The organism is Spiroplasma endosymbiont of Virgichneumon dumeticola, from assembly GCF_964264745.1.
Lineage (GTDB): Bacteria > Bacillota_I > Bacilli_A > Mycoplasmatales > VBWQ01 > Spiroplasma_E.
The window spans coordinates 1001043-1025434 of record NZ_OZ183478.1; the positions used below are offsets into that span (position 1 = coordinate 1001043).

Here is a 24392-nt window from a genome sequence, read left to right on the forward strand (position 1 = left end):
GCGTTATTTTAACGTTTAAAGCATATTTGCAAAATTTAATAAAATTAAGTACAATTTAATAGTAAAATTCAGAAAAAAGGAGAAAAAAATATGTTTCACATGAGTTATTACCATTTATTTTTAAGTACAAATAGAAATTTTGAAAATCAAAAAATTATTGATAATCCACCAACATATCAAGAGGTTTTAGAACAAGATAAAAAAACATTGCCAACATATGAAGAAACAACTGATGGACTTGAAAACGGAATAGATGCTTTTGATTATTTTAAAGATGAAATAAATTATTTTGATTTACAAAATCAAAATTCAGCAAATGAATATAAATCAAAATTATCAAAAATTTAAATAAAAAATTAAAGGAACAATTAAATATGAAAAACTGAATAAAAACAAATTTAAGTAAACTAACATTAGCATTAGCACTAACTGGTGCTGTAAGTGGAGTAACTGGTTTAATTATCGGTTCAATAGCACATCATAAAACAAATGATTTACAATATTATTTAGATTATGATGGTAATATCCACTGGGGGGGGATTGTACAACGATATGGTCAGAAAAAAAAGATGATATTCATAAAATATATTTATATATTTCAATTAATTCAGCATCTAAAAGTGATGTAAAATGAGATGGTATTTATCCCGATGGGTATTTTAATAAAAAAAATTAAATTTCTAAGTTAATATAAGAAATGTTTTCATTATATTTATTAAATAGATTAATATTTTGTAAATTTATTTCTTGTTTATCTGTTATTAAAGTTAAATCATAATTTCCGGCACCAAATATACCACTAATTTCAATTCGATTTAAATTATTAATCGGATTTTCAATTTGTAATTCAAATTCATTGGAATTATCAATTTTTAATATTTCTTTATAAAATTCTAATTTAGAAAATAATTGAGATTTATTTGAACCATATAAATTTAAAGCATTTTCAGTTTTATTTTTTTCAATAATTACTCGTGTAAAGTATTTTCCATATTCACCATTACCTAGTGTTCAATCAGCAGGAATTAATGATGGTATATTATTACTTTCTAATTCATTCGTTATAGATAATCAGTTAAATTGATTATCATCTAACTTAAATAATTGATTTTGGCTAATATCATTATTTTTTAATTTAATATTATTTATATTAGTAAAATCAAAATAATCAGATTTCAATATTACTTTTACATCTTTAAACTCTCAAACTTCATCAGGATTTCTATGAATTGGATTAGATTTTAATTCAAAATAATAAGGTAATAATAATTTATTATCATCGTTTAAACCTTTATTAATAGACATATTAGAATAAATATTACTTGATAACATAATTACTATTTGCTTAAAAATTTGTATTTGTGGTAATTTTATATAATTTGGATAATCTAATTTTCATTGTTTAAATAAATTGCTAATTACTTCGTCAGGTTTTTGATTTTCAAATTTTGCACGTAATTTTGATATTTTTTGTTCAAGATGTGATGGGTCAAAACCATCAAAATTTCTATTATAAGTATATGTATAAGTTAACATATCTAATAATAATTTTTGTAAACTATCAATTGTTGGTGCGTCTTTAATTTCTAGTTCAACATCTCTAAATTTAGCATTAGTAGAAATATGTTCGCTTCTAATATCTGTTATACGAAAAGTTCATATTTCTTTATCGTTTAATTGTTTTTCATCATTTAATGGTCAATAACCAGGACTATTAGTAAAATCATGACCTAATCAAGCATTAGTAACACGTGCATTGTTAATAACTTCTTTTCTTGTTTCTTTGCCACCACCAATAGCAATTAAATCTAAAGCTGATTTTTCTTGTCCAATAAATTGTTTCGCAAGATTTCAAGGTAATATTTGTTCACTAAATCATTGTTCTAGTATTCTAACTTTTGGTTGAGTTTCAATAGGCATTGATAATAGCGGAAATGCTATCTTATCTTTAACAAATAACTTAGGGTATACTTCCATATTATCAACTTCACCAAGTACCTTTATATTGCCAAAGAGCATGCTTCTAGGTGCTTTAATTTTTAAACCAATAACTTTTGTATCTTTATCTAATGGTTTTTGTAATTTAATAATAATTGGATAACCATCTCTTGTTTTAAAATCTTTAATTTTTATTATAGTAATGCTTTTGGTACTTCTTGTTTTTGGATTTTGATAAGGTTGTGAATAACTATTAATGATATATAAGTTATCAATATTACTTTCAGTTAAAGTTTCATTTATACTAACAGCATATAACTTAAATTGATTTAATAAATCTATTTCTTGAAAGATTAAATTTTTAATATCAGTCATACTATATTCAATGGCATTATCATTAATATTAGTACTTGCTCTTTGGTTTAATTGCATATTAAAGTCTGATGTTTCAACAGCATTAGTAGTTAATACTTTCTCAATATCAATAAAACCAATCTTAATAGTATTAGGTGAGAATTTTAAAGTATTGTTTGTACTATCTTTAAATAAACGTTCAATTTCATAAATATAGATTGTTCGTTTTTTAAATTTATCATATATTCTATTAATATCAGGGTCACTAGTATTACCCATAAGGTTTGAAAAATCATAAGGTATATTATCTATTAAATAATCATTTTCTGCTTGATTGAGTTTAGTTTGCTTTTGTGGAAACTTAGTTTGTGGTTTGTTGTTGTCCATTGTCATTTTCTCCTACTAATTGGTTATTTACTGGATTAAATAAATTTAATTTAACTGTTAAATTTTTAATTGCTTGTTCATCATTAATTTCAAATGTTTTACTATCTAATAAATCTTTATCAATACGTACTAATAATCGAATAAATTTAAGAGTATCAATATTAAATTGTCATAGTTTTTGTTCAATATAATTAACTGTTGAAATATTTACTGCGGTACTTTCAGGAACTGATTGTTGTGCTGATTTCTTTTGACTTGGTATATGTAAACCACAACGCTTAGATATTTCATTAATTAATCAATCATAAACATCGCTTAATGTTTTACCTTTAAAATTACCTTGAATAATAGTTACTAAACCATTAGGAGCATCATTAGGACTTTTATCAGTAAATAAATAGTTTTTAGCAATTAATTTTCTTATTGCATCATCAATTAATTGTTGATTATTACCATAAATATTATTAAAAACAAATTTAGGTGAGTTTAAAATGACATCTAAAATGATTTGTTCAAAGAAAATATCTAATGCTTTAATTTTATCCATTACTTTATTACAATCAGGTTCTTCATTAGCACGATTACGCATAATTGCTATTGGTATATAATTAATATTTAATACTTGTTCTTGTTCTAAGTTAGGATTGTTATTAAATGTTTTATAATCTAATACAAATTGTTTTTTATTATCACTAATACTATAAATTGCACGATTAATAGTTACTTGTTCATTATTTAAAGTATAAATTTCAAATAATCTTACTGTTTGAGCATTTTTTTGATAATTCTCATAAAAAATAGTACATTGAATTAATTTACCAGTAATATCATAATTTCTTTGTTGTATATCTACTAATTGAAAATATAGATTATCGTTCGCAATATAAATTAAATATCCACTAATTCCTAATTTACTTAATTTAAAAATAGAATTTCAATTTTTACGATAATAGTCTTGATTAATTAAATATTGTTTAATTTTATCGTTATTAATTTCTAATGGTGCATTATATAAATTAGCATTATTTTCTGCTACAAAATCAGTAAAATGAGTTTCATGATTAAAACTATTAAATCCAAAAAAATCTAATATAGAAGCATGTATTGTTTTTTCTTTACTTAAACTAAATAACTTTGTATTATCATTTTCAGTTAGTTTTTCTTTTCTTTTAAATATTTTCATAATAATTTACCTTTCTATAATACTTTATTAACTATTAATATAACTTTATAAATAATAAACAACATCAAACCAACAAATGAACAACTAATCAAAATACCTAATATACTTAAAATTATTTTTAATATTTTAAACATAATATTATTCCTGTAATTCTTCTAATTTTAAAATATTACCTTTATATACACTAGTTGCAGTAACTATTTTAATTATATTATCCATAACTTCTAATCTTAATAATTCAATTTTTAAACCTGAATTTAGATTTCAATTTCTTACACAACTATCTAATATATATACACAATCATATTTATTTGATAATAATTTATTAAATTCTTTACTTATAGAATAAGCAATAGGTTGCGTATCTCCATCCCATATATAAGTAACTCTATATTTTTTCCCGGAAAAAAATTTATAATTAATTTGGTTTTTTGTTATCCTTGTTCCTACTTCTTTTCATTGTGGAACACTTGGGTTAGGAGGATTTGGTGTTGGATTATCTTTTAATTCAATATCTCAACAATTGTCTTCTATTTCATTAGTTTCTAAACTTTTTGAATTAATTTTAATTGGTTTATCTATATTAATTATACTTGGTGAAGTAATATCTAATGTATTACTAGTGATTTTATAAGTATTTTCTTTTATTTCTTCTTCTAATGAATATATTTTACCTTCATCATCATTAAATCTATCCATTGCAATAGCATTTGAAATAACTACTAAATCAACATAAGCTTCAGTAATTCTTTTTCCAGAAATACCTTTAAAAAAACTAGCTAATACAGCACCTTCACCTTGTCATAAAAATTGCATATATATAATTGGACTTTTTTCTACATTTTTTCAACAATAACCAACTCTATATAAAGTATTTACTTTAAAATCATAATTAATTTTAATGTTACTTTCTTTTGTACCAACATTTTTTCATTTAATAACATTTAAAGATTTTATTTTTTCATCAACATATTTTTTATTTGGAATATAATTATCATCTGTTACTGAAGGACCACTTTTATTTTTATAAATTAATGTTCTATTTCCAACATTTATAACATCATTAACTAATCTTGTTGTATTATCTTTATCATTCTTATTATTAAAAATTTTATCTTGTAAATTCTCTATTTTATCTTGTTTTTTATCTAATAATTTATTTGTTTCTTCTTTTTTATAATAATCAGTTAAATCAGTTTTACCACCAGTAGCACTAATTTTATTATCTTTATCAATAGTTATATTAGTACCAGCAATTAACTTATTTTGTTTTAAAACTAAAACACCTTGTACATTAGTTACTTCAATCTTAATTTGACTAATATGTAAATCTTGTGTATCATTAACATTTTTAACTTCATTAATAGCACTAACAATAGTTTTATTTTTTGTTTGTAAATTTTCGTCACTAATATTTTGTTTTTTATCTAATAGTTCATTAGTTTCTTGTTTATTATAATAATTATCATTATTATTAGTTTCTGCTATAAGTTCAGTAGGTTTTCCTATGCCTTGATATTTATATATTTTATCAATATTGGCGCCATAATTATTACTATTACTATTGAAATAAATTATGTTTGTCTTAAGATTTAGCAATAATGTTATAATAACATTATCTTTTAAGATTAATTTATCTAATATGACATCTGTTGGTGAGATATTTTGATTTTTAGCGAATTGAAATTTTGAAGTTTTTTTAACAAGATATAAATCATCATAATTCTGAAATCCATAATCTCAAAAAACTATAAATCATTTGTTAATATCATCATTAGGAATTGGAATTTGCTCATCTATACGTTTCCATAAAGGACTTGTTTCGATATTAAATCAATTATTTTTAATATTTTCAATTTCTGTATTTGCTAACTTAATATTATTTTCATTACTAGTAATTCGTTTTTGTTGTTTAGCAGAAAAATCAGCAGTTGGAGCATGAGTAAAATCACCCTCTTGTGGATTATTTTGTAATGATTCAGGTGGTAATGTACCAATTTCACTTGGTCAATTTAAAATCATTGTTTCAGTTTCAGGGTCATATTCAGTTGCTACATAACTTTTATTTACAAATTTAGTAACTGCACCACGAAATACTTCATGTTCTTTTTCACTTACAACATCATCATATAATTTTATTTGTTTAGTTAATATAAAATCATGATTATCTTTATCACCACTAATTCTTTGTTCTTTTTCATTTTCAATTAATTCATCTACTTGATTTCTTGTATAAAATGCTTCTAAATCAATTTTATCAACATCAATTTCTTGTTCATCATAACTCATTAGTAACTCTTTTAATTGTGTTAATTGAGCTAGTATTTTCATTCTACTTGGTGCTAAATCTCAAACATTAATTGTTGGAATACTACTTGCACTAAACTGTGTACCATTATTAAATTGAATATTAGCATCAACATTAAATTCAATTGGAGTACGATTAAATACTCAATGTTCTATCATTACATAAACCATATCTCTTAATGTTTCTTGAATTAATTTATCTTTAAAACTATCAAAAGGAAATTTATATAAAATAAAATTAAGATAAGCATTAATATCATTTTGTGCGCGAATAGCAAATGTAGTAAATCATTCATTAGCATTTGGTCATGTATTTACATATTGTTGTGGAGTGTCATTAATTGGTCCAGTTAATGGATATCACTTATTATAATTTCCTAGACTAATATCAGTTCAAAGTTCTTTTATCATATTATCATTCCTTAAAAAATGCTTTTTTATAATGTTTAGTACGTTTTTTAGTTTTTCTATGTGCGATATGTATAATTTCTTTTTGTAATTTCTTCTTACCTTTTTCAACCACTTGACTATAAGCAAATTTTTCTAAATGATGTAATAACCCAGTACTAAACAAAGTATGAACGCTAAATTTTAAACTGACACTTTTGAAAGATTTATTAATATTTTCAACCGGATTATTAATAACGTTAATAACTTTATGATAAGTTCTTATTGTTCTTAATATTTCACGATGTAGCTTAAAAGCATCTCTTATAATTTGTTGAACAACTGGTGGCGCAAATGCTATTGTTTTCAATCATTTATTAGTATTAACTCCATAACCAATATATCAACCACTATTTCAGCGATATCAATGAAAAGGATGTACTTGTGTAACGAAAGTTTCTGCTTTAATAATAGTATCAATAACAACAAATGGCTTATATTTAGGATTACGGTGATAAATAGTAATAGCACATTTATCTAGTGATAATGGTTGAATTTTACATCCCATAAATACTGGTGAATTTAAAGGTATTAATTGTGCATGTTTAATTGCTTTTTTTCAGCACTAGTAAATAAATCACTTGCTTTTTCTTTTAATTTATTAATTTTTGCTATTGCTTTTTCTTCTAACTTTTCAAATCTTTCTTGTATTTTATAGATTTTCTCTCGTAATTTTTCAAAATATGGTGTATCTTTTCAAAATTTATTTAATCCTGTTCTTAAATAAAATCTAATGTCAAAATATTTAAAAGTTTTATTAGTTTTTAAAACAAATTTATGAATATTACTATTTTTAAAATTAAATTTTATTGCATTAGCACGTATTTGTTCTAAAGTTAAAATCAACGTTTTACCCTTATTTTGTATTTGTAAAGTATGAACTAAATTTAATCATTCATGTTGGTTCATATTTAATACTTCTTTAAATTCAGTATTATATAGTTTTAAAAAGTTATTTACTCTATCTATATCTTTGATTTTAAATTTTGGAGTTAATTGTGGACTTAACTTTATTAATGTATTTTGTAATAACAAGTAATCTTTTAACTCTTGTTCTTCTAATTTTTTAAAATTATTATGAAATTGTCTTTGAGCAATATAACCTAAGTTTTGCAATATTGTTTCACGATTAGGTGCAACTGAATAGTTAGATAAATATCGTTGTTTACCAATAATTTTATCAGTTAAAATTTCTTTACCTGTTACTTGATTAATAACATCTTGTAAATTTTTTGCTTCTTTAATGCCAATTTTTTCTAATGTTTTAGTTTTTTGTGCTAATTTAATAAATTTAGTAGTACGAAAACCACGAGTAATTTTATTAAGTCCAGCAAACGCTGGTAATACATTAAAGAAAGTATTTAATTTTGTAACATTTCCTTTTAAATAATCATAAACTTGATTAATAGTAAAATCAGTTGCAAATTCAATACTTGTTGCACTAATACTAGCAAGCAAATCACTTGCACCTAATGTAAGTGCTATATATTCACTTAAACCACCAGTAAAAGGAGCAAGGGCAACTGCTATTACTTGTACACTTAGCATTTCTAGAATTTCTAATCATAAACTTTTATTTTCTTGTTGTTTACTTATTCTAGTATGTTTTGGTTTATTTATGTTTAAAATTATAGCAGTGCTAGTAGTACCAATTGGCATGGTATTAATTTCCTTTATTTAATCATTATTTTAATAGGATTTGTTGAGCCTTTATAGTTTAAGTCATTAACACTTGTACTAATAACTACATATAAGTCACCTGCTTTTTGTTTTTGACTAGTTATATTATTTTTACCTTGGGCATCACTAAAAAAAGTAATTATAGGATTTACTAAACCAGGATTTAAACCATTAACTTCTTTTGCATACATAATATTTTCACTTAATTCTTTATTTATTTTATCTGTTTTAGCAGTAAAATCAATTGTTAAAGTTGTTAATTTAGTTTTTAAATCAGTTTTATCTGTTTTAATAATGCCACATAACATTCAACGTGATGTTGTTTCTTTTTTTGACATATAAGGAATTGATTGACCTAATACTTCACCACCAACTTTGTATGCTCTACCAACTTTATCATCAGCAATTTCTTGAACATAAACAATTGTTTGTTGTACCATATATCTTTTCATTGCTTTTGGTGTTGCTAAAATAAAAGACATAATTTCACTTTCATTTTTATCATTAGTAAAGGTCATATAATCATCCATTACAATTTGACATAATACACCTTTTATATACAAATCATTACCATTTAATCTTAATTGTTGTGCTATTTGATTATCAGTAATTAATCCTTTATTATCTGCTAAATAAACAAGACTATCATAAGTACTATTAGTAATAAAGAAACGAGAATTAGCATCATTTCTTAATTGAAATAAAGTATTTCAAGAAGATAACATTGCTTCTAAATATTTAATTGCTTGCTCTTTGAGTTCTGTTGCCTTATCGATTATTACCTTAGTAGCAAATTGAGAAATTATATTAGTATCATCACTTGCCAATTTGTTTGCTAAATCATTTGCAATTTCATATTGCATTGTATCTAATAAATTTTGACGATTTTCTCCTAATAAATCAACAGCAGAAATTGTTTCACCTGCAACATATAATTTTTCAATAAATTTTTGAATTTTATCAGTTTCTGCATAACTAACATCAAGTCTTGTACTTTTATCAATTCATGGAAGTACTTTAATTTTTGGGTCTTTTGGTAATTTAATAATAAACTCAATTGTAGTAGAATTAATCATTTCGATTGGAAAAAAACTTGCTCATGGACTATTTGATTGTTTAAAAAATTCAATGAATTCAGGAGCTTCTACTAATTTTTCTGTATTATTTAAGTTTGTTTGAATATTTACTGCCATTTTTAACTTTCCTTTTCTATAAATAATTTTTCTTTTTATAATCCAATAATGGATTAATTTTTGTTGGTATTTGATTATTAATAATTGTTTGTTGATTACCGCCAGTATTCATTGGTGTTCTTAATACTGGCTGTTCTTTAATGAATTGTTTTATAGTATTTTCTATTTCTTCACTTTTAGTATCTTTTGTTTTAAACTTTAAATAATCATGAAATTCTTTTTTAATTTGATATTTATTAAAAATATTAATCATTTGTTGTTCTTTAAGTTCTTGATTAATTTTATTTAACTTATTTTCTGCTTCATTAATTTTTTGATTAATTTCATTATCAGGTTGATTTTGTTCAGCATTATTTTCAGTTAAAAATTCATTTTTTACATTAGTTTCATTTTCAATCATGTTTAATCCTCCTTAATTAAAATTTAACATTTTGCTTTCATCTAAATTAAATGGAATTGCTAAAATTTGATAATGAATAATTTCACGATTAGGATAGCCGATTTTAGTAACTACTTCTTTAAAACCTAAATGAAATAATGTTGCTAATTCTAATGTTTCAAATGATTTATATTTCATATCATCACTTTGATTAGTTTTATACATTAACAAATAAATTTGTTTCATGTTAGTTGTCATGCCAATTTCATTATTTTCCATAGTTATTTCACTTCCTTGTTTTGTCCTTTTTGCATAATTTTTTCTAGTTTTATTTGTTGTTTATTTAACTTATTTTCATGTTTTTTCATTTTATTATAAGAACGTACATGTTTTGGAGTTGTAATATATTTTTTTAAAATTACAATAATTTCTCTACAAATTAATGTTCCTACAGATGTTCCTATGATAATTAGTTCATGGATAAATTCTTTCATTTTATGTTTTCCTTTCTGTTATAAACTCATGTGATTATAATCTCAATTTAATGAATGATTATCAGCATTGTTTAATGGTACTTCACTCATATTATCACTACCATATTGACTAGTTGTTTCACTGTTAATGGTAAATCTATTATTAATATCATTATTAATTAATCTTGCTGTTTCATTAGTAAATGATGTTTCTTGCATTTCTCTATCATGATTTGTTTCTATCGGTAATAAACTATGTGTAATTTCACTTGCACCAGCAATAATAGTAGGAATAGCACTTGCATTATCAAAACCATTATTAATACCAATAGCAACACCAGTTGATATTAAACATCCACCATTTGCCATATTTGCTACTTTACGAATAGTTTCAAATTTATTAGGTATTAACTCTGTAATTACTGCTATAAGATTTGAAATACCATAAGTATTTAATGAAATATAAGTATCTCAATCCATTAAATTATTAAGATTATTATTTTCATTCACCATTAATGGTCATGGTGGTGTTTCTGTGGTAGTAGTTGGAATTGGAGTTGTCGTAATTGGTAATGGACTAGGAGTTGGATTAATATTATTCGGACTTCTCCCCACATGTACTTGTGGAGGAAACAATGAAATTGAATGAGTTCAATAATACTTTTCAAACTGAAAAACAATGTCTTGCATATATAGCAAGTTTGAAACAAAGCAAATGTATTAGGTGTTCTAGTTTTAATTTGAATACTTCTAATTTAAGAAAAATGAGATGTTTGAAATGTCATCAAACATTCAGTATTCTCACGGGCACTATATTTTCAAAGTCACAAACACCTTTAATATCTTGGTTTTATCTCATCTTTAGATGAATAAACACCAAACATGGAATTCCATCAACTGATGTTGCAAAAGAATTTGGAGTGACCTTGAAAACAGCTTGAAGAATGGGTCATAAAATCCGAAGTGCCATTGCTAAACAAGAACCTCAATTCATTGTTGAGGGCATAGTGCAAATGGATGAAATGTATCTTTCACATATGGGTTTAAAAAACAAGGAAGATCCTTGTTGAACAAAACCTTGATTGTTGGTATTTATGAAAAAACAACCAACAATCTGATTGTGAAAGTATTGAAAAACGCAAACAGTAAAAATCTTTTGCAGTTTGCAATAAACCACATTTCTTCAAAGTGTGATGTACATACTGATTCTTGAAAAGGATATCGCGATTTGAAATCGGTTTTCACTAAGCATGAAACAGTTAACCATCAAGATGGCTATGTTTCAAAAACTGGTGTAAATACCAACCAAATTGAGTCAGTATGAAAACATATACGAAGAACATTTAAAACACATATCAAAGTTGCAAAACATCATATTCATTTATATGCAAAAGAAGCTGCATATAAATTCAATAACATACCTAGTTTTGAAACTGTAATGCTATGTTTAATTAAAAATGTGGGGAGAAGTCCGTAGATAGGCTTTTCTCAGCATTTATGTGATAAAATTTAAAAATAGTACATAAAGGGAGAAAAGCCATATTATTTTCTATTCATTTAGTATAATTTGCTAACCCAATTGTTCCTAAACCTAATAATATTTTTTTAGAACTATTAATTAGTTTAGTTTTAGAAGAAGGTCTTTGATTTAAATTTCATATATCTAAACCTAATTTTTTACCAAATAATAAACTATTAATTGAACCTAATATTGGATTACCTATTAATTGTCCATAATAATCACTAGTTCCAATCATTGCTGAAATTGGACTAATTCCAGTTCTTATTAATTTAGTTAATGTATAGTTATTTGATTGTGTAGTTTCTATACTTGGCATGTTTTTTACTCCTTTTTAATTCCCTTGTTTTTTAATTCAAACTTTAACTCATCCTTGATAGACTTCATTATCACCAACTATTAAAGCAACATTATCTTCGGGGTCAGAAATAACTATATGTTTTGATTTAACATTAGGATATTTCATCAGGATAATTGCTCTAATATCATTATGTGTATGAAGTGCCTGCGGAGATGGTGATAATATTTCAATCTCATCTTTATTTCCAAATAAAGTAGGTAGTATAATCATATTTATTCCTTTCATTTTTTAAATCATTTAACATTAATGGAACAAAATGCACGATTTTTTGGAATATTTAAAGTATTAAAGATTTGTCCAGTTACCATAATTTCATCATTTTTGTTTAATAAAATACATCGTTTATAAAATTTGGGATTATTAAAAATTAAGGTAACATAGTTTAATCCATTTCATTGAGCACGAACAGTATAATATAATTCTTTATTAACTTTCTCATGATATTTTGCTTCTATACTGTTACTAAGTTTTACTGTTAATTTAATGTAATTCACTTTATCTTTCATTTTTTTAGTTCCTTAAATAATATTGAATGTGCTTATAAGCATCTTGTTCATGTTTTGTAAATTTTATATTTCCATTATAATTTTCTATTTTATTTTTGTTTTTTGGTTCACTTTCTTGATAATCTCAATTCATTACATCTTGAATTAATACCATTAAAGCACCAATAATTTTCGGTGTTGCTAGGGGATTAGTTAATAATTGTTTTGAATTTAAAAAGAAATTTTCTACAATAACTAAGATTTTTTTATTTTCAAAATGTTGTTTAATTATTAAAAAGTATTCTTTAAATAGATTTTTACTTTCTAGAACAGTTTTTGTTTTAAATGTTTCATTAAAAATAATATTATTAGTTTCGCTTGAATATATAACAATTCCATTATTACCAATTCCTGCGGGGTCAATTCCGATAATTAAGTCATATTGCATTATTAATCTAATTCATCATTTTCAGCAATTATTTTACATTTTTTATTATGTTCTTTAAGTTCTTTAATATCACTTGGAAAAATATTTTGACAATATGGGCATAATCAATTTTTCATTATTTATTATCCTTTCATTAAAATTCAATTCTATAACACTAATATTATTAATTTTTGCTAGGAAAATTGGCCTCGTAAATAATTTGAAAATTTTAAAAAACATTAAGGCATTTGATTCAATTTTTAATAACTTGCATTTAGCAAGTTATATTTATATTGAACCAGCCCTGCTTAATTTTTTTTACAAGTTTAAAAATTATTTTCTCGGCCACAAAATTTTTTTAAATTTACCACCAACACCTACCAAACAACCGCTCACTGGGGGTGGCGGTATTGGTGTTGGTGAAATTAAGAACTAATACAGTACGTCCCCCAAAACGGGTCTATATACACTAGTTGCCAATCCGCTCCCACCCCAAGGATTACCATTATTCATGGTTAGTATATTTTATTAGGTATCACTCCACTTTTTATTTTTACATGCAAGTCCACATGCTAGCCACTATTTTGAACAACTGTGTTATGGTTCACTATTTTATGTCCCTAGCACGTGTTGATAATAGTGCTAAAGAAGGTTATTAAAAATTTTAAAATTTTACAATTACAAAAAAAAGACGATACTTATTTCTCGTCTTTTTGTGAATTTTGCTATAGATTGTAATGAGGGTTAGAAAGGAATCTATTGCCAGCAATGATGTAGTTATCGACATCTTCGCCACGCTCCCATTATTTTTTTATAATCATTAATTGCTTCTTCTAATATGTTAATTTCAGTAAATTTAAAACAATTCTCAATATGTAAATCAAAATCTCTATCAATTTTGATATCATGTTTTCTATATTTTTCATTAAATTAATTTCTAGTCATTTTATTTCTCCTTTTTTAATATTGACCGTTGCCTACAGCAGAAAGGTCAATATATTAATACGTATATGTTTGCGGTTCTTGTTCACTAGTGGTGACAAGACCTAAATAAATTAAATATATATTACTAATTATTTAATTTATGTTAATATATAATTGATAAGGTATGTATGTAATATATAACCCCCTTTATGTGTAATGATTTAAAAATAGAAATAAAACAGGGTTTATGGTTAAACTATTTCCTATGCGCTAATATAAATCAATCTCAATTAGATAATTTAACAATTCTATTAATATTTTAAAATCACGCTTTTATCCTGATGTAGAAGTATTTACATTTCGTACTCACAATTTGACTTCTACGACAGTGGATTTAATTCTTAACAAAAAAAGAACGATAGTTATATCGTTCTTGTTAGTTTTAAATCTATCTATTAAATTAATGCGTCCGATTAATACAGTATGGAGTTAATTGCATTAATTGTTAAACTAAAAAATTTATAAATGGTTTTAGTATATTTCAAACCATTCCGATGCCATAATAGAAATTATTAAATTATTAAGTAAATATTATACTAACTACAATAAATTATTAGTATAATTAGCATTATAAATAATTTATTTAATACTAATCAACAACCTTAAATGTTGACACTAAATAATAACTAGTTATTTCAAAGGAGAATAATAAATGACTAAAAATTATAAAGATACCTTGTTAATGCCCCAGACCAACTTTGAAATGCGTGCTAACTTAATAGAAAAAGAACCACTATTTCAAAAATTTTGACAAGAACAAAACATTTATCAAAATCTAGTTACTAAGAATAAAAATTCTGGTAAAACTTTTATTTTACATGATGGACCACCCTATGCTAATGGTGATTTACACTTAGGTCATGCTTTAAATAAAATCTTAAAAGATATAATTATTCGTTATTACAATAGTAATAATTATTATGCTCCCTACATTCCTGGTTGGGATACCCATGGATTACCGATTGAAACAGCAGTTACTAATTCTGGAATTAACCGTAAAACTACTACTGTTAGTAATTTTCGAAAACAATGTCAAAACTATGCACAAATCCAAGTTGCTAATCAAATTAGTCAATTTAAAACATTAGGTTTACTAACTGATTTTCAAGACTATTATGTAACTTATGATAAAAATTATGAAGCTGAGCAAATTAAAGTTTTTGCGACCATGGTGGAAAAGAATTTAGTTTACCGTAATTTATACCCAGTATATTGATCACCTTCTAGTGAAAGTGCCTTAGCAGAAGCTGAAATTGAATATTTAACAAAAACTAGTGCTGCTATCTATGTTGCTTTTTTATTAAATGATGATAAAAAACAATTTGTTTTACCTACATCACTAGTAATTTGAACCACAACCCCATGAACTATTCCGGTTAATCAAATGTTAGCAGTTAATGAAGAAGTTACATATACAATTTTAAAGTTTAATAACCATCAATTTATTGTTGCTCAAGATTTAATAACAAGTTTTATCACAACTAATAATATTACTGACTTTGAAATTGTCAAAACCATTACTGGTAGCCAGTTAGTTGGTTTAACAGCATCACATCCATTATATGGTCGTAAAACCCCAATTGTTCATGGACCACATGTAACGACAAGTGATGGAACCGGAGTTGTTCATATTGCTCCTAGTTTTGGTGAGGAAGATTTTGATTTAGCAAAAAAATATAATGTTAAAATCCTATGCCCGATTAATGACCAAGGATACTTTACTAGTGAAATTAATGACCCTGAAATTGAGGGTAACTTTTATGATGATGCTAATAAAATTGTCGTTACAAGATTGAAAGATAATGGTTCATTAATCGGTATGAAATGATATAAACATCAATATCCCCATGACTGAAGAACGAAAAAACCAGTTATTTATCGTGCTACTTTACAATGATTTATTGCGATTGAAAAAATTAAGCCATTACTTACCAAAAATATTAATAGTGTTAATTTCTTACCAGAATGGGCTAAAAAACGGATGCTCTTAATGACTAATAATCGTTTTGATTGATGTATCTCCCGTCAACGTGCTTGGGGTTTACCAATTCCGATTTTCTATAGTGAAAATAAGCAACCAATTATGGATTGTAAATTAATTAATCATGTGGCAACATTGTTTGCAACAAGTGGTTCAAATATTTGATTTGAAAAAGATGTTAAAGACTTATTACCACCTAACTATAAACATAAAGACAGTCCCAATGGTATTTTTTATAAAGAACAAGATATTATGGACGTCTGATATGATAGTGGAGTTTCTCATTTAGCTGTTATTAAAAATCATAAATTACCATGACCAGTTGATTTATACTTGGAAGGAAACGACCAATTTCGTGGTTGATTCAATTCTAGTTTAATTACAGGTGTTATTACTCATGGTCACAGTCCTTACAACAACTTATTAGCTCACGGTTTTGTTACCGATGCTAAAGGTAATAAAATGTCTAAATCAATCGGTAATGTTATTAGTGTTAAAACAATTTGTGAAACTAATGGTGCTGACATTTTACGGTTATGAGTAGCTAGTGTTGACTTTCAAGATGATACCCGAATTGGAACAGAAATTTTAAAACAAGTTAGTGAAAACTATCGTAAGATTAGAAATATTTTACGGTTCTTATTAGGTAACTGTTTTGATTTAGATATTAAAAAAATTAATAATACTATTCCTGAAGAACTTATTGTTAATCTTAGTGAAGTTGATCAATTCATTTTAAATAAATTAAATGTTTTAGTTAATAAAATTGATGGTTACTATCAAAACTATGAATTTAATACGATTTATCAATTAATTTTGAATTTCATTACTAATGATTTATCTGCTTTCTATTGTGATTTTACGAAAGATATTTTATATGTTAACCATAAAAATGATATTAGAAGAAAACAAGTTCAAACGACAATGTTTTTGCTAGTAAAAATATTAATGGGACTCTTAGCTCCCATTCTCCCACACACAACCGAAGAAAGTTTTCATTCATTATTTAATTTAGAACTAGCAACTACTAATCAATCATTGCATAGTCAACCGTTTCCTACGAGTTGAGAATGAAAACTAAAACCACGAATCATTGATAAATGAGAATACTTTATTGCCTTTAAAAACGATGTCAATAAGGCGATTGAAGAAGCTAAAAAAGATAAAGTAGTAAAAAGTGCTTTAGAAACGATGGTTACTATTTCATTTCTCGAAAAAAATAGTATTTTAACAACTATTTCGATTAAAGATATGGCACAACTGTTAATTGTTAGTGATGTGAACTTTATCCCCCATCCAGCAGATGTTACTAAAGAATGAACAATTGTTATTAGCGCTAAAGTCGGTACTAAATGTCCCCGTTGTTGATTAATTGTTGATGAAATTAAAGATGATGTTTGTAATCGTTGTTATGAAGTGTTATTCTTAAATAATAGTAATTGTTAGAAAGAAGTAATTATGGAATTCTCTTGCATAAATATTAAAAATAAATTAAAAACTCGTGATTGAAAGTGATTAACCAAAATCATTTGTTTAGTTGCTATTATTGCCTTAGTAGTAACTGACCAAATGGTTAAACTTGCAGTCCAAACTGATTTGAAACAAGGACAAGAATATAGTTTCTTACCAGGATTTATTAATTTCAAATATATTATTAATTACGGTTCAGCTTTTAGTTTCTTTCAGAATCAACGTATTTTTTTAACAACGTTTGCTTTTTTAATTAGTATTACTGGTATAATTTGATTGTTATTTGCAAAATCAATAACTAGAACACTAGGCCTAAGTTTTATTATTGCTGGTACTTTGGGTAATCTAATTGATCGCTTTTTTCATAATGGTGGTGTTGTCGATTTTTTATGATGACAACTATTTCCTCCCTATACTATTTTTAATACTGCTGACACGTTTATTACTATCGGCATTATCATTATTATTTTACAACTAATTATTGAACCAATAATTCACTACTATCAAGAAAAAAATGGAGAACAAAGCAATGACATCACTAACTACGGATTCACAACCATCACCAACCAAGGACATGCAAGTGATAAAAATAACATATCACGAAACATCAAGTATCAGACTTGACAAGTATCTAACTTCTGCTTTAGAACAATACCATTATTCACGAAGTTTTGTTCAAACCTTAATTGCTAATGAACAAGTGACGATTAACGATAATATTGTGCTTGGCACTAAAACATTATTAAAACTTAATGATGAAATTACTATTACCATTAAAACAGCAACACCTAGTAGTTTACAAGCAACAGAAATTGCCTTTGAAATTGTTTATGAAGATGATGACGTTATTGTTGTTAACAAACCAAATAACTTAGTTGTCCATCCTGGGGCTGGTAACTGAGATAATACGTTAGTCAATGGACTTTTATTTCAAACAAAGATTGATGTGAATGATAATAATTTACGACCAGGAATAGTTCATAGGATTGATAAACAAACAACAGGTTTGTTAATCGTTGCTAAAAATAATATTAGTCATAATCGATTAGCACAGCAATTGAAAAATCATGAAATTAAACGAATTTATATTGCCTTAGTTCATGGTACAATTAAAGGTAGATCAGGAACTATTAAAGCGCCAATTGCTAGAAGTACTAGTAATCGTTTAAAAATGATGGTTAATGAACAAAATAGTAAAGATGCAACAACCCATTTTGAAGTGCTTGAAAGATTTAAAAACTATACTTTAGTGCAATGTCAGTTAGAAACAGGAAGAACACACCAAATTCGTGTCCACTTTGAATGAATTAGTCACCCCATTGTTAATGATCCTTTATATAGTAAATTTAAAGTGGAAAATGCTAATATTGGACAATACTTACATGCCCAAGCGATTTCTTTCATTCATCCAACTACCAAACAAGAAATGACTTTTGATTGTAAGTTACCCGATTTTTTTGAAAATAAATTACAATTACTACGAAAGGAAAGTGTTAAATAATGGATGAGAAAATTTTAGACAATCTAGGCCTACAATTAGTTGATTATTTCATTAGTCAGCAAGGATATATTCCATTTAATGTTCCTAAGGAATTAAAACCCTACATTAAATGTGAAGTTTATTTAACAAATAAAGAAAGTAATACTTACCATATTATTAAAATTATTAAAGAAGATAATTTTAATGCCCAACATTTTAAAATTAAAGATGAAGTTTATGAAGTATTACATAAAAAATTAGAAAAAGATGGTATTAAAGAAATTCGCTTTTTAATGATTATTTTAAATGATAATAATGAAAATGAAAATCGTTCATCATCTGCTGTTGATGTAATTATTGCTACTCCTGATAAAATAGTAGATGAAATTGCTAAATTTTATCCAAGTGTTACTAAATCAGTTAAAGTTGATTTATCAGAAATTAGTAATAATGAAAATAATAGTAGTGATGATAATAAAAATACTGATGGTAGCGGTTCTAATTTAAGTGAAAAATGAAAAAAAGTAAATTTTCAAAATCGTCGTTATTTAAGTGATACTTTAAAGAAATGTAATAATGCTAATTTAGCTGCAACATGATTTTTATTTATTATTCCGATTGTTACTTACTTGGCTTTTTTAATAATTATTAATTTTAGTAAAGATGCTTGATTGAGTATTAACTTTAATTTACAAGCATTAATTTTTGGTGCTAATTATCATAATTTAATTTTTGGTGCTCATGAATATTGAAGGTGGTTAATTTATCCATTTGCTGGTAATGATAATGGTGGTGTTCCTATTAATTTGATTTTCTCATTGTTAATGTTTTACCGAATCGGAAGATTTGTTGAAGGATTTTACGGATGATGAAAATCAATTATTATTTGATTTGGTGCTATGGTCGTGACAGGGATTTTACAAAGTGTTGTTGATCAATATAACATAATGTCTGGATTTTGAGTGTTTGTTTGAATTTCATTAGGAGCCATGCTACCTTTCATTTGAAATTATAAATTATTTAAAACACCAATTATGAGTCGTTTTGCAATAACTGTTGTTTTAATGCTATTCTTCTGATTTTTCTTTGACCAACAAGTAGTAACATTATTATATTGAATGATGGCATTTGCTTTAGGGTGATTATTTGCTTCCATTGTTGGTTATCATAATCGTAAGATGACAGTATTTTATGCTTTTAGTCCTGTAGCATTGGGTGCTGTACTTTTATTTGCTGTATTATTATATTTATTAAATAATTATTATGCCGTTGATTATAATAATTATACGTGAACTGTTTTAGAACAGTATAAGTTGTATGGTTTAATTAGTCAAGATACTATTAATAGTTTTATGAATAATTTTTTCCATTATAATTGATAGTAAGAGATATATTAAAAAGTAGATGCAATTTATGTATCTACTTTTAGTTTATGATTAATTGTTGTTTAAAGTTTGATTAGAGAGATTGTTTATATGCTTCTGTAGTTGCTGAATGTATAATAATGCCAGGAAAATTGCTTTCATTATTACTATTATTTTTAATAGCCTCATTATATGTTGGTGGAGGTGTTTCATTTCTATTTGTATTTCTTTCATTGTTTTTAGTAATTTCATACGAGTTTTCTTCACGTGTTGATAGTTCACTTTGAATAATTATTGCCCTTATTAATTCATCTGGAAAGTTTAGTGATTCATATGGTGTAGGTGAATCATTTCTACTTGTATGTCTAAATGGTGATAGAATTTCGTTGTTTTCAATAATTTCAAACGAGTTTTCTGATGTTGCATCTTCATTTGGTAGTGGTTGATCCAATCTATTTTCAATACTATTACTATTATCACAAAATTTAGCAGAGACTTCTAATACTTTACCTATAACAATTGTTGCAGCTCCAGATAGAAATACTTTTAAACTAGAATCATCAAAAGTTTTCTTATTTTCATCATCTTTGTTTTCAATTAACCCATAAATGCAAAAACCTACGCCATAAACTATAAGTCCTGTACCAACAGTATATGTTACATATGATAACTTTCTTACAGTACTAGTTGATAAACAACTAGTTGCATTATTAGTATCTAATAATGATTCTTCTATGTCATTCATTATTTTTCCTCCTTTTCGTTTTTGAACATAAAAAACCTCTAGCATTATATAAACGCTTAGAGGTATTCCCTTAATATTAAATTAGTTTGAATAAAATTCAAAACTAAAAAGATTATAACATAGTACTATTTTTAATAGTAAATAAGCAATTTAAGTCATATTCTAGTTGTTTTTTATCTTTATTTGTCAGTAAATTAGTATTAACAGTTATCATTCTTTTTGTTGCGCTAGTAATTGTAAAATTAATTTCTATATGCATATGGTGTTGTCAATTAATAGGTAGTTTATCAGGTCATTCAATAATCATAAAATTATTAGCCATGATTTCATAGTATTCATCAAGTTGAGTCACATTATTTAAACGATAAGCATCCATATGAATTAAGTTTCATTTATGTTTAGTTGTATATTGATTTCAAATAATGAAGGTTGGCGAAGTAATAACATCGCTAACGCCAAGAATTTCACTAATTAGTTTTGTTAATTGCGTTTTTCCACTACCAAGTGTTCCGTTTAATAATAAGATTAAATTGGGTTGGGCAATATTAGCAATTATTGTAGCTAATTGTTTGGTATCTTTTAGATCATTTAAAAAATAAGAATTATTATTCATTAACTTTATATTATCATTTCCAAATTATTTTGATGTTTCATATTTTAATGCCTTTTTAGTTTTTGTTTCTAATTTCTCACGACTACGAACAAAGTATCATTGGTAGCATCCAAAACATGAGTTACCAAGTGCTACTATTCACATAATTAATACATTAATATCTATAGTACTATGAGCAATTCCAGAATACATTGTTATTTGTAGTATATTAACAATAATTCAAAAAATTCATTGTTCACGAAAACGTATTAACATTAAAATTTGGGCAACAATACTCAAACCATTAGTTAAAGAATCAAGAACATGTGGTAATAATTTGGTTCAGCTTTTTCCTTCAAAATCGTAAGTTCCCAATACAACACGAGAAAACTCAGGAATTTCAAAATAAAAGAAAACAGTTAAGATAACGGAAAAATAAATTGTTACCATACTTGTTCTTAAATTAAGACGTTTTGAAATAATGTCTTGCTGGGAATCTAAGTTAAATTTTCATAAATTATAACCAATAAATTGGAATGGTAAAAAGAAAAATAAATTTAATTGCATATCGCCAACGTAATCTCACGCTAAAGCAAATAACCCATATACAGTTACAGCAATAAATCCTCAAAAATAGTTAGATATTTTTCCTAATGCGACTAAAATGACACAAATTATATTAGTAAAGGCGGCCATTCCATTTAGCGTTAGTAATACTTGTTTTCAAACTGCTGCTTGTTTATTATTAATAATTTTCCAAATTGATGGAAACTGTTTAAGGTTAAAAAAATGGTTAAAATCAAAGAATGTATTTCAAACCATAAATATTCCTAAGCAAATAATGGCTACTTGCGCCGAAAAAGGAATAGCTTTTAAATCACGAGGAATAGTTAATAAAAATTGTTGAATACTCTTTACTTTTTGTTTTACTATTGTTTTTTTATTTTTAAACATTTAGTTATTACCTTTACATAATTTGTGGATGGATTATTATTTTACGGACTTCTCCCCACATGTACTTGTGGAGGAAACAATGAAATTGAATGAGTTCAATAATACTTTTCAAACTGAAAAACAATGTCTTGCATATATAGCAAGTTTGAAACAAAGCAAATGTATTAGATGTTCTAGTTTTAATTTGAATACTTCTAATTTAAGAAAAATGAGATGTTTGAAATGTCATCAAACATTCAGTATTCTCACGGGCACTATATTTTCAAAGTCACAAACACCTTTAATATCTTGGTTTTATCTCATCTTTAGATGAATAAACACCAAACATGGAATTCCATCAACTGATGTTGCAAAAGAATTGGGAGTGACCTTGAAAACAGCTTGAAGAATGGGTCATAAAATCCGAAGTGCCATTGCTAAACAAGAACCTCAATTCATTGTTGAGGGCATAGTGCAAATGGATGAAATGTATCTTTCACATATGGGTTTTAAAAAACAAGGAAGATCCTTGTTGAACAAAACCTTGATTGTTGGTATTTATGAAAAAACAACCAACAATCTGATTGTGAAAGTATTGAAAAACGCAAACAGTAAAAATCTTTTGCAGTTTGCAATAAACCACATTTCTTCAAAGTGTGATGTACATACTGATTCTTGAAAAGGATATCGCGATTTGAAATCGGTTTTCACTAAGCATGAAACAGTTAACCATCAAGATGGCTATGTTTCAAAAACTGGTGTAAATACCAACCAAATTGAGTCAGTACGAAAACATATACGAAGAACATTTAAAACACATATCAAAGTTGCAAAACATCATATTCATTTATATGCAAAAGAAGCTGCATATAAATTCAATAACATACCTAGTTTTGAAACTGTAATGCTATGTTTAATTTAAAAATGTGGGGAGAAGTCCGTAGATAGGCTTTTCTCAGCATTTATGTGATAAAATTTAAAAATAGTACATAAAGGGAGAAAAGCCTTATTTTATTTAAACATAATTTGGCATAAATTGCTAGTGCAAGTGTATCATTAACGGTAGCAAATTCTTTTTCATTAACAAAACTACCACTAATACCGCGCTCATAATCAGTATTGTCACCAAGACCAAGATAAGTTTCTTTTAAATCCAAGTTTAAACTAGAAATGTCAATGGCATATAGATGTCATAATTTTATAGAGGTTTTATTAGCATAGTACTTACCAACAGCATAAATGTTTTCTTTATGAAGTGATGTAATATCAATACCTGTTTCTTCTACTAGTTCATCCATAACTGTTTTTAAAACTGTTTGTTGTTTTTTACAACCACCAGTTAAAGTTCAGTATTTTGTTTCTAATTTATTTTCAAATAAAGGATTTTTTTCATTAATTAATAAAAATCAATATTGATTATGTTGGAACACAAATGGTAATATAGCTACACCTTCATTATCGCACCAAGGTTCACTAACTCCTTCCATGCCATCTTTTTTAATTATTTCTAAAAATTTATGCATAAAATATGTACCTCCTTTAATTGTTAACTAAATTATAACATTAACTTGTTGTTAAAAAACTAAAAGTAATTTGTAAAATTACTTTTAGTGTTATTAAATTCCCCATTTATTAAAAATAATTAGGATAGTTAATATACTATTCTTAATAGTTAATATATAATTATTTTACTATCTAAAATTATAAGGA

Annotated in this window: 28 protein-coding genes; 10 read left to right on the forward strand and 18 right to left on the reverse strand. The window is 25.7% G+C overall.

All coding sequences use genetic code 4. The features are described from left to right. Positions 1-90: 90 nt before the first annotated feature. Together ACFEL4_RS06405 and ACFEL4_RS06410 are read left to right on the forward strand one after the other, a co-directional pair. Positions 91-348, forward strand: a complete 258-nt coding sequence (locus ACFEL4_RS06405) for a hypothetical protein (protein WP_375317068.1) — start codon at positions 91-93, stop codon at positions 346-348. Between the two features lie 26 nt (positions 349-374). After that, positions 375-629 carry a hypothetical protein gene (locus tag ACFEL4_RS06410; RefSeq protein WP_375317069.1) on the forward strand — a complete coding sequence of 85 codons (255 nt, stop codon included), beginning with the start codon at positions 375-377 and terminating at the stop codon, positions 627-629. 43 nt (positions 630-672) lie between these two features. Here the strand turns inward: ACFEL4_RS06410 and ACFEL4_RS06415 are convergent, their stop codons facing one another. The 10 genes from ACFEL4_RS06415 to ACFEL4_RS06460 all read right to left on the reverse strand — a co-directional run bounded on the left by ACFEL4_RS06415 (position 673) and on the right by ACFEL4_RS06460 (position 10977). Continuing rightward, on the reverse strand, positions 673-2679 hold the full coding sequence (locus ACFEL4_RS06415) for a hypothetical protein (protein ID WP_375317070.1): 2007 nt from the start codon (positions 2677-2679) through the stop codon (positions 673-675). Further along, positions 2654-3862 carry a hypothetical protein gene (locus ACFEL4_RS06420; protein WP_375317071.1) on the reverse strand — a complete coding sequence of 403 codons (1209 nt, stop codon included), beginning with the start codon at positions 3860-3862 and terminating at the stop codon, positions 2654-2656. The genes ACFEL4_RS06415 and ACFEL4_RS06420 overlap by 26 nt, the downstream gene beginning before the upstream one ends. A gap of 138 nt (positions 3863-4000) precedes the next feature. After that, on the reverse strand, positions 4001-6580 hold the full coding sequence (locus ACFEL4_RS06425; RefSeq protein WP_375317072.1) for a hypothetical protein: 2580 nt from the start codon (positions 6578-6580) through the stop codon (positions 4001-4003). 1 nt (position 6581) lies between these two features. After that, complete coding sequence (locus tag ACFEL4_RS06430) at positions 6582-7124, reverse strand: hypothetical protein (RefSeq protein WP_375317073.1); 543 nt, start codon at positions 7122-7124, stop codon at positions 6582-6584. Between the two features lie 23 nt (positions 7125-7147). Then, entirely contained in the window at positions 7148-8275 is a 1128-nt protein-coding gene (locus ACFEL4_RS06435) for a hypothetical protein (protein ID WP_375317074.1), read from the reverse strand. A gap of 14 nt (positions 8276-8289) precedes the next feature. Then, complete coding sequence (locus ACFEL4_RS06440) at positions 8290-9489, reverse strand: hypothetical protein (protein ID WP_375317075.1); 1200 nt, start codon at positions 9487-9489, stop codon at positions 8290-8292. A gap of 16 nt (positions 9490-9505) precedes the next feature. Then, entirely contained in the window at positions 9506-9889 is a 384-nt protein-coding gene (locus ACFEL4_RS06445) for a hypothetical protein (RefSeq protein WP_375317005.1), read from the reverse strand. A 12-nt stretch (positions 9890-9901) separates the two neighbouring features. Then, positions 9902-10147 (reverse strand): hypothetical protein, encoded by a 246-nt coding sequence (locus ACFEL4_RS06450; protein ID WP_375317076.1) that lies wholly within the window; start codon positions 10145-10147, stop codon positions 9902-9904. A 2-nt stretch (positions 10148-10149) separates the two neighbouring features. After that, positions 10150-10362 (reverse strand): hypothetical protein, encoded by a 213-nt coding sequence (locus ACFEL4_RS06455; protein WP_375317077.1) that lies wholly within the window; start codon positions 10360-10362, stop codon positions 10150-10152. An 18-nt stretch (positions 10363-10380) separates the two neighbouring features. Then, on the reverse strand, positions 10381-10977 hold the full coding sequence (locus ACFEL4_RS06460; protein ID WP_375317078.1) for a hypothetical protein: 597 nt from the start codon (positions 10975-10977) through the stop codon (positions 10381-10383). Here ACFEL4_RS06460 and ACFEL4_RS06465 point away from each other — a divergent pair. Together ACFEL4_RS06465 and ACFEL4_RS06470 are read left to right on the forward strand one after the other, a co-directional pair. Then, a complete protein-coding gene (locus tag ACFEL4_RS06465; RefSeq protein ID WP_375317079.1) occupies positions 10977-11513 on the forward strand; it encodes a hypothetical protein in 537 nt (178 codons plus the stop codon). The genes ACFEL4_RS06460 and ACFEL4_RS06465 overlap by 1 nt on opposite strands. Then, on the forward strand, positions 11408-11818 hold the full coding sequence (locus ACFEL4_RS06470) for an IS1595 family transposase (RefSeq protein WP_375317080.1): 411 nt from the start codon (positions 11408-11410) through the stop codon (positions 11816-11818). Before ACFEL4_RS06465 ends, ACFEL4_RS06470 begins: the two co-directional genes overlap by 106 nt. Here ACFEL4_RS06470 and ACFEL4_RS06475 read toward each other — a convergent pair. The 4 genes from ACFEL4_RS06475 to ACFEL4_RS06490 are packed head-to-tail and all read right to left on the reverse strand — an operon-like array spanning position 11793 to position 13154. Then, the gene (locus ACFEL4_RS06475; protein ID WP_375317081.1) at positions 11793-12179 is read right to left on the reverse strand and encodes a hypothetical protein; all 387 of its coding nucleotides are present in this window, start codon (positions 12177-12179) and stop codon (positions 11793-11795) included. The two genes, ACFEL4_RS06470 and ACFEL4_RS06475, sit on opposite strands and share 26 nt — an antisense overlap. 15 nt (positions 12180-12194) lie before the next feature. Beyond that, complete coding sequence (locus ACFEL4_RS06480) at positions 12195-12431, reverse strand: hypothetical protein (RefSeq protein ID WP_375317082.1); 237 nt, start codon at positions 12429-12431, stop codon at positions 12195-12197. 2 nt (positions 12432-12433) lie between these two features. Beyond that, on the reverse strand, positions 12434-12727 hold the full coding sequence (locus tag ACFEL4_RS06485; RefSeq protein WP_375317083.1) for a hypothetical protein: 294 nt from the start codon (positions 12725-12727) through the stop codon (positions 12434-12436). 4 nt (positions 12728-12731) lie between these two features. Next, complete coding sequence (locus ACFEL4_RS06490; RefSeq protein ID WP_375317084.1) at positions 12732-13154, reverse strand: hypothetical protein; 423 nt, start codon at positions 13152-13154, stop codon at positions 12732-12734. Between the two features lie 199 nt (positions 13155-13353). On the opposite strand from ACFEL4_RS06490, the gene ACFEL4_RS06495 reads away from it, so the two are divergent. From ACFEL4_RS06495 to ACFEL4_RS06515, 5 genes are all read left to right on the forward strand, one after another. Next, positions 13354-13569, forward strand: coding sequence for a hypothetical protein (locus tag ACFEL4_RS06495; protein ID WP_375317085.1), 216 nt, complete (start codon positions 13354-13356; stop codon positions 13567-13569). Positions 13570-14769: 1200 nt separating this feature from the next. Next, positions 14770-17544 carry an isoleucine--tRNA ligase gene (ileS, locus tag ACFEL4_RS06500; protein WP_375317086.1) on the forward strand — a complete coding sequence of 925 codons (2775 nt, stop codon included), beginning with the start codon at positions 14770-14772 and terminating at the stop codon, positions 17542-17544. 12 nt (positions 17545-17556) lie between these two features. Continuing rightward, complete coding sequence (gene lspA / locus ACFEL4_RS06505) at positions 17557-18261, forward strand: signal peptidase II (RefSeq protein ID WP_375317087.1); 705 nt, start codon at positions 17557-17559, stop codon at positions 18259-18261. Continuing rightward, positions 18143-19069 carry an RluA family pseudouridine synthase gene (locus ACFEL4_RS06510; protein WP_375318371.1) on the forward strand — a complete coding sequence of 309 codons (927 nt, stop codon included), beginning with the start codon at positions 18143-18145 and terminating at the stop codon, positions 19067-19069. Before lspA ends, ACFEL4_RS06510 begins: the two co-directional genes overlap by 119 nt. Beyond that, the gene (locus ACFEL4_RS06515) at positions 19069-20430 is read left to right on the forward strand and encodes a hypothetical protein (protein ID WP_375317088.1); all 1362 of its coding nucleotides are present in this window, start codon (positions 19069-19071) and stop codon (positions 20428-20430) included. The genes ACFEL4_RS06510 and ACFEL4_RS06515 overlap by 1 nt, the downstream gene beginning before the upstream one ends. A 76-nt stretch (positions 20431-20506) precedes the next feature. On the opposite strand, the gene ACFEL4_RS06520 is transcribed toward ACFEL4_RS06515, so the two are convergent. From ACFEL4_RS06520 to pnuC, 3 genes are all read right to left on the reverse strand, one after another. Continuing rightward, a complete protein-coding gene (locus ACFEL4_RS06520) occupies positions 20507-21157 on the reverse strand; it encodes a hypothetical protein (protein ID WP_375317089.1) in 651 nt (216 codons plus the stop codon). 112 nt (positions 21158-21269) lie between these two features. Continuing rightward, positions 21270-21770, reverse strand: a complete 501-nt coding sequence (gene tsaE / locus ACFEL4_RS06525; protein WP_308149318.1) for a tRNA (adenosine(37)-N6)-threonylcarbamoyltransferase complex ATPase subunit type 1 TsaE — start codon at positions 21768-21770, stop codon at positions 21270-21272. Between the two features lie 24 nt (positions 21771-21794). Further along, positions 21795-22703 carry a nicotinamide riboside transporter PnuC gene (gene pnuC / locus ACFEL4_RS06530; RefSeq protein WP_375317090.1) on the reverse strand — a complete coding sequence of 303 codons (909 nt, stop codon included), beginning with the start codon at positions 22701-22703 and terminating at the stop codon, positions 21795-21797. Positions 22704-22782: 79 nt separating this feature from the next. Here pnuC and ACFEL4_RS06535 point away from each other — a divergent pair, with 79 nt between their 5' ends. After that, entirely contained in the window at positions 22783-23604 is an 822-nt protein-coding gene (locus ACFEL4_RS06535; protein ID WP_375317091.1) for an IS1595 family transposase, read from the forward strand. A 40-nt stretch (positions 23605-23644) separates the two neighbouring features. On the opposite strand, the gene ACFEL4_RS06540 is transcribed toward ACFEL4_RS06535, so the two are convergent. After that, complete coding sequence (locus tag ACFEL4_RS06540) at positions 23645-24205, reverse strand: hypothetical protein (protein WP_375317092.1); 561 nt, start codon at positions 24203-24205, stop codon at positions 23645-23647. Positions 24206-24392 lie beyond the last annotated feature (187 nt).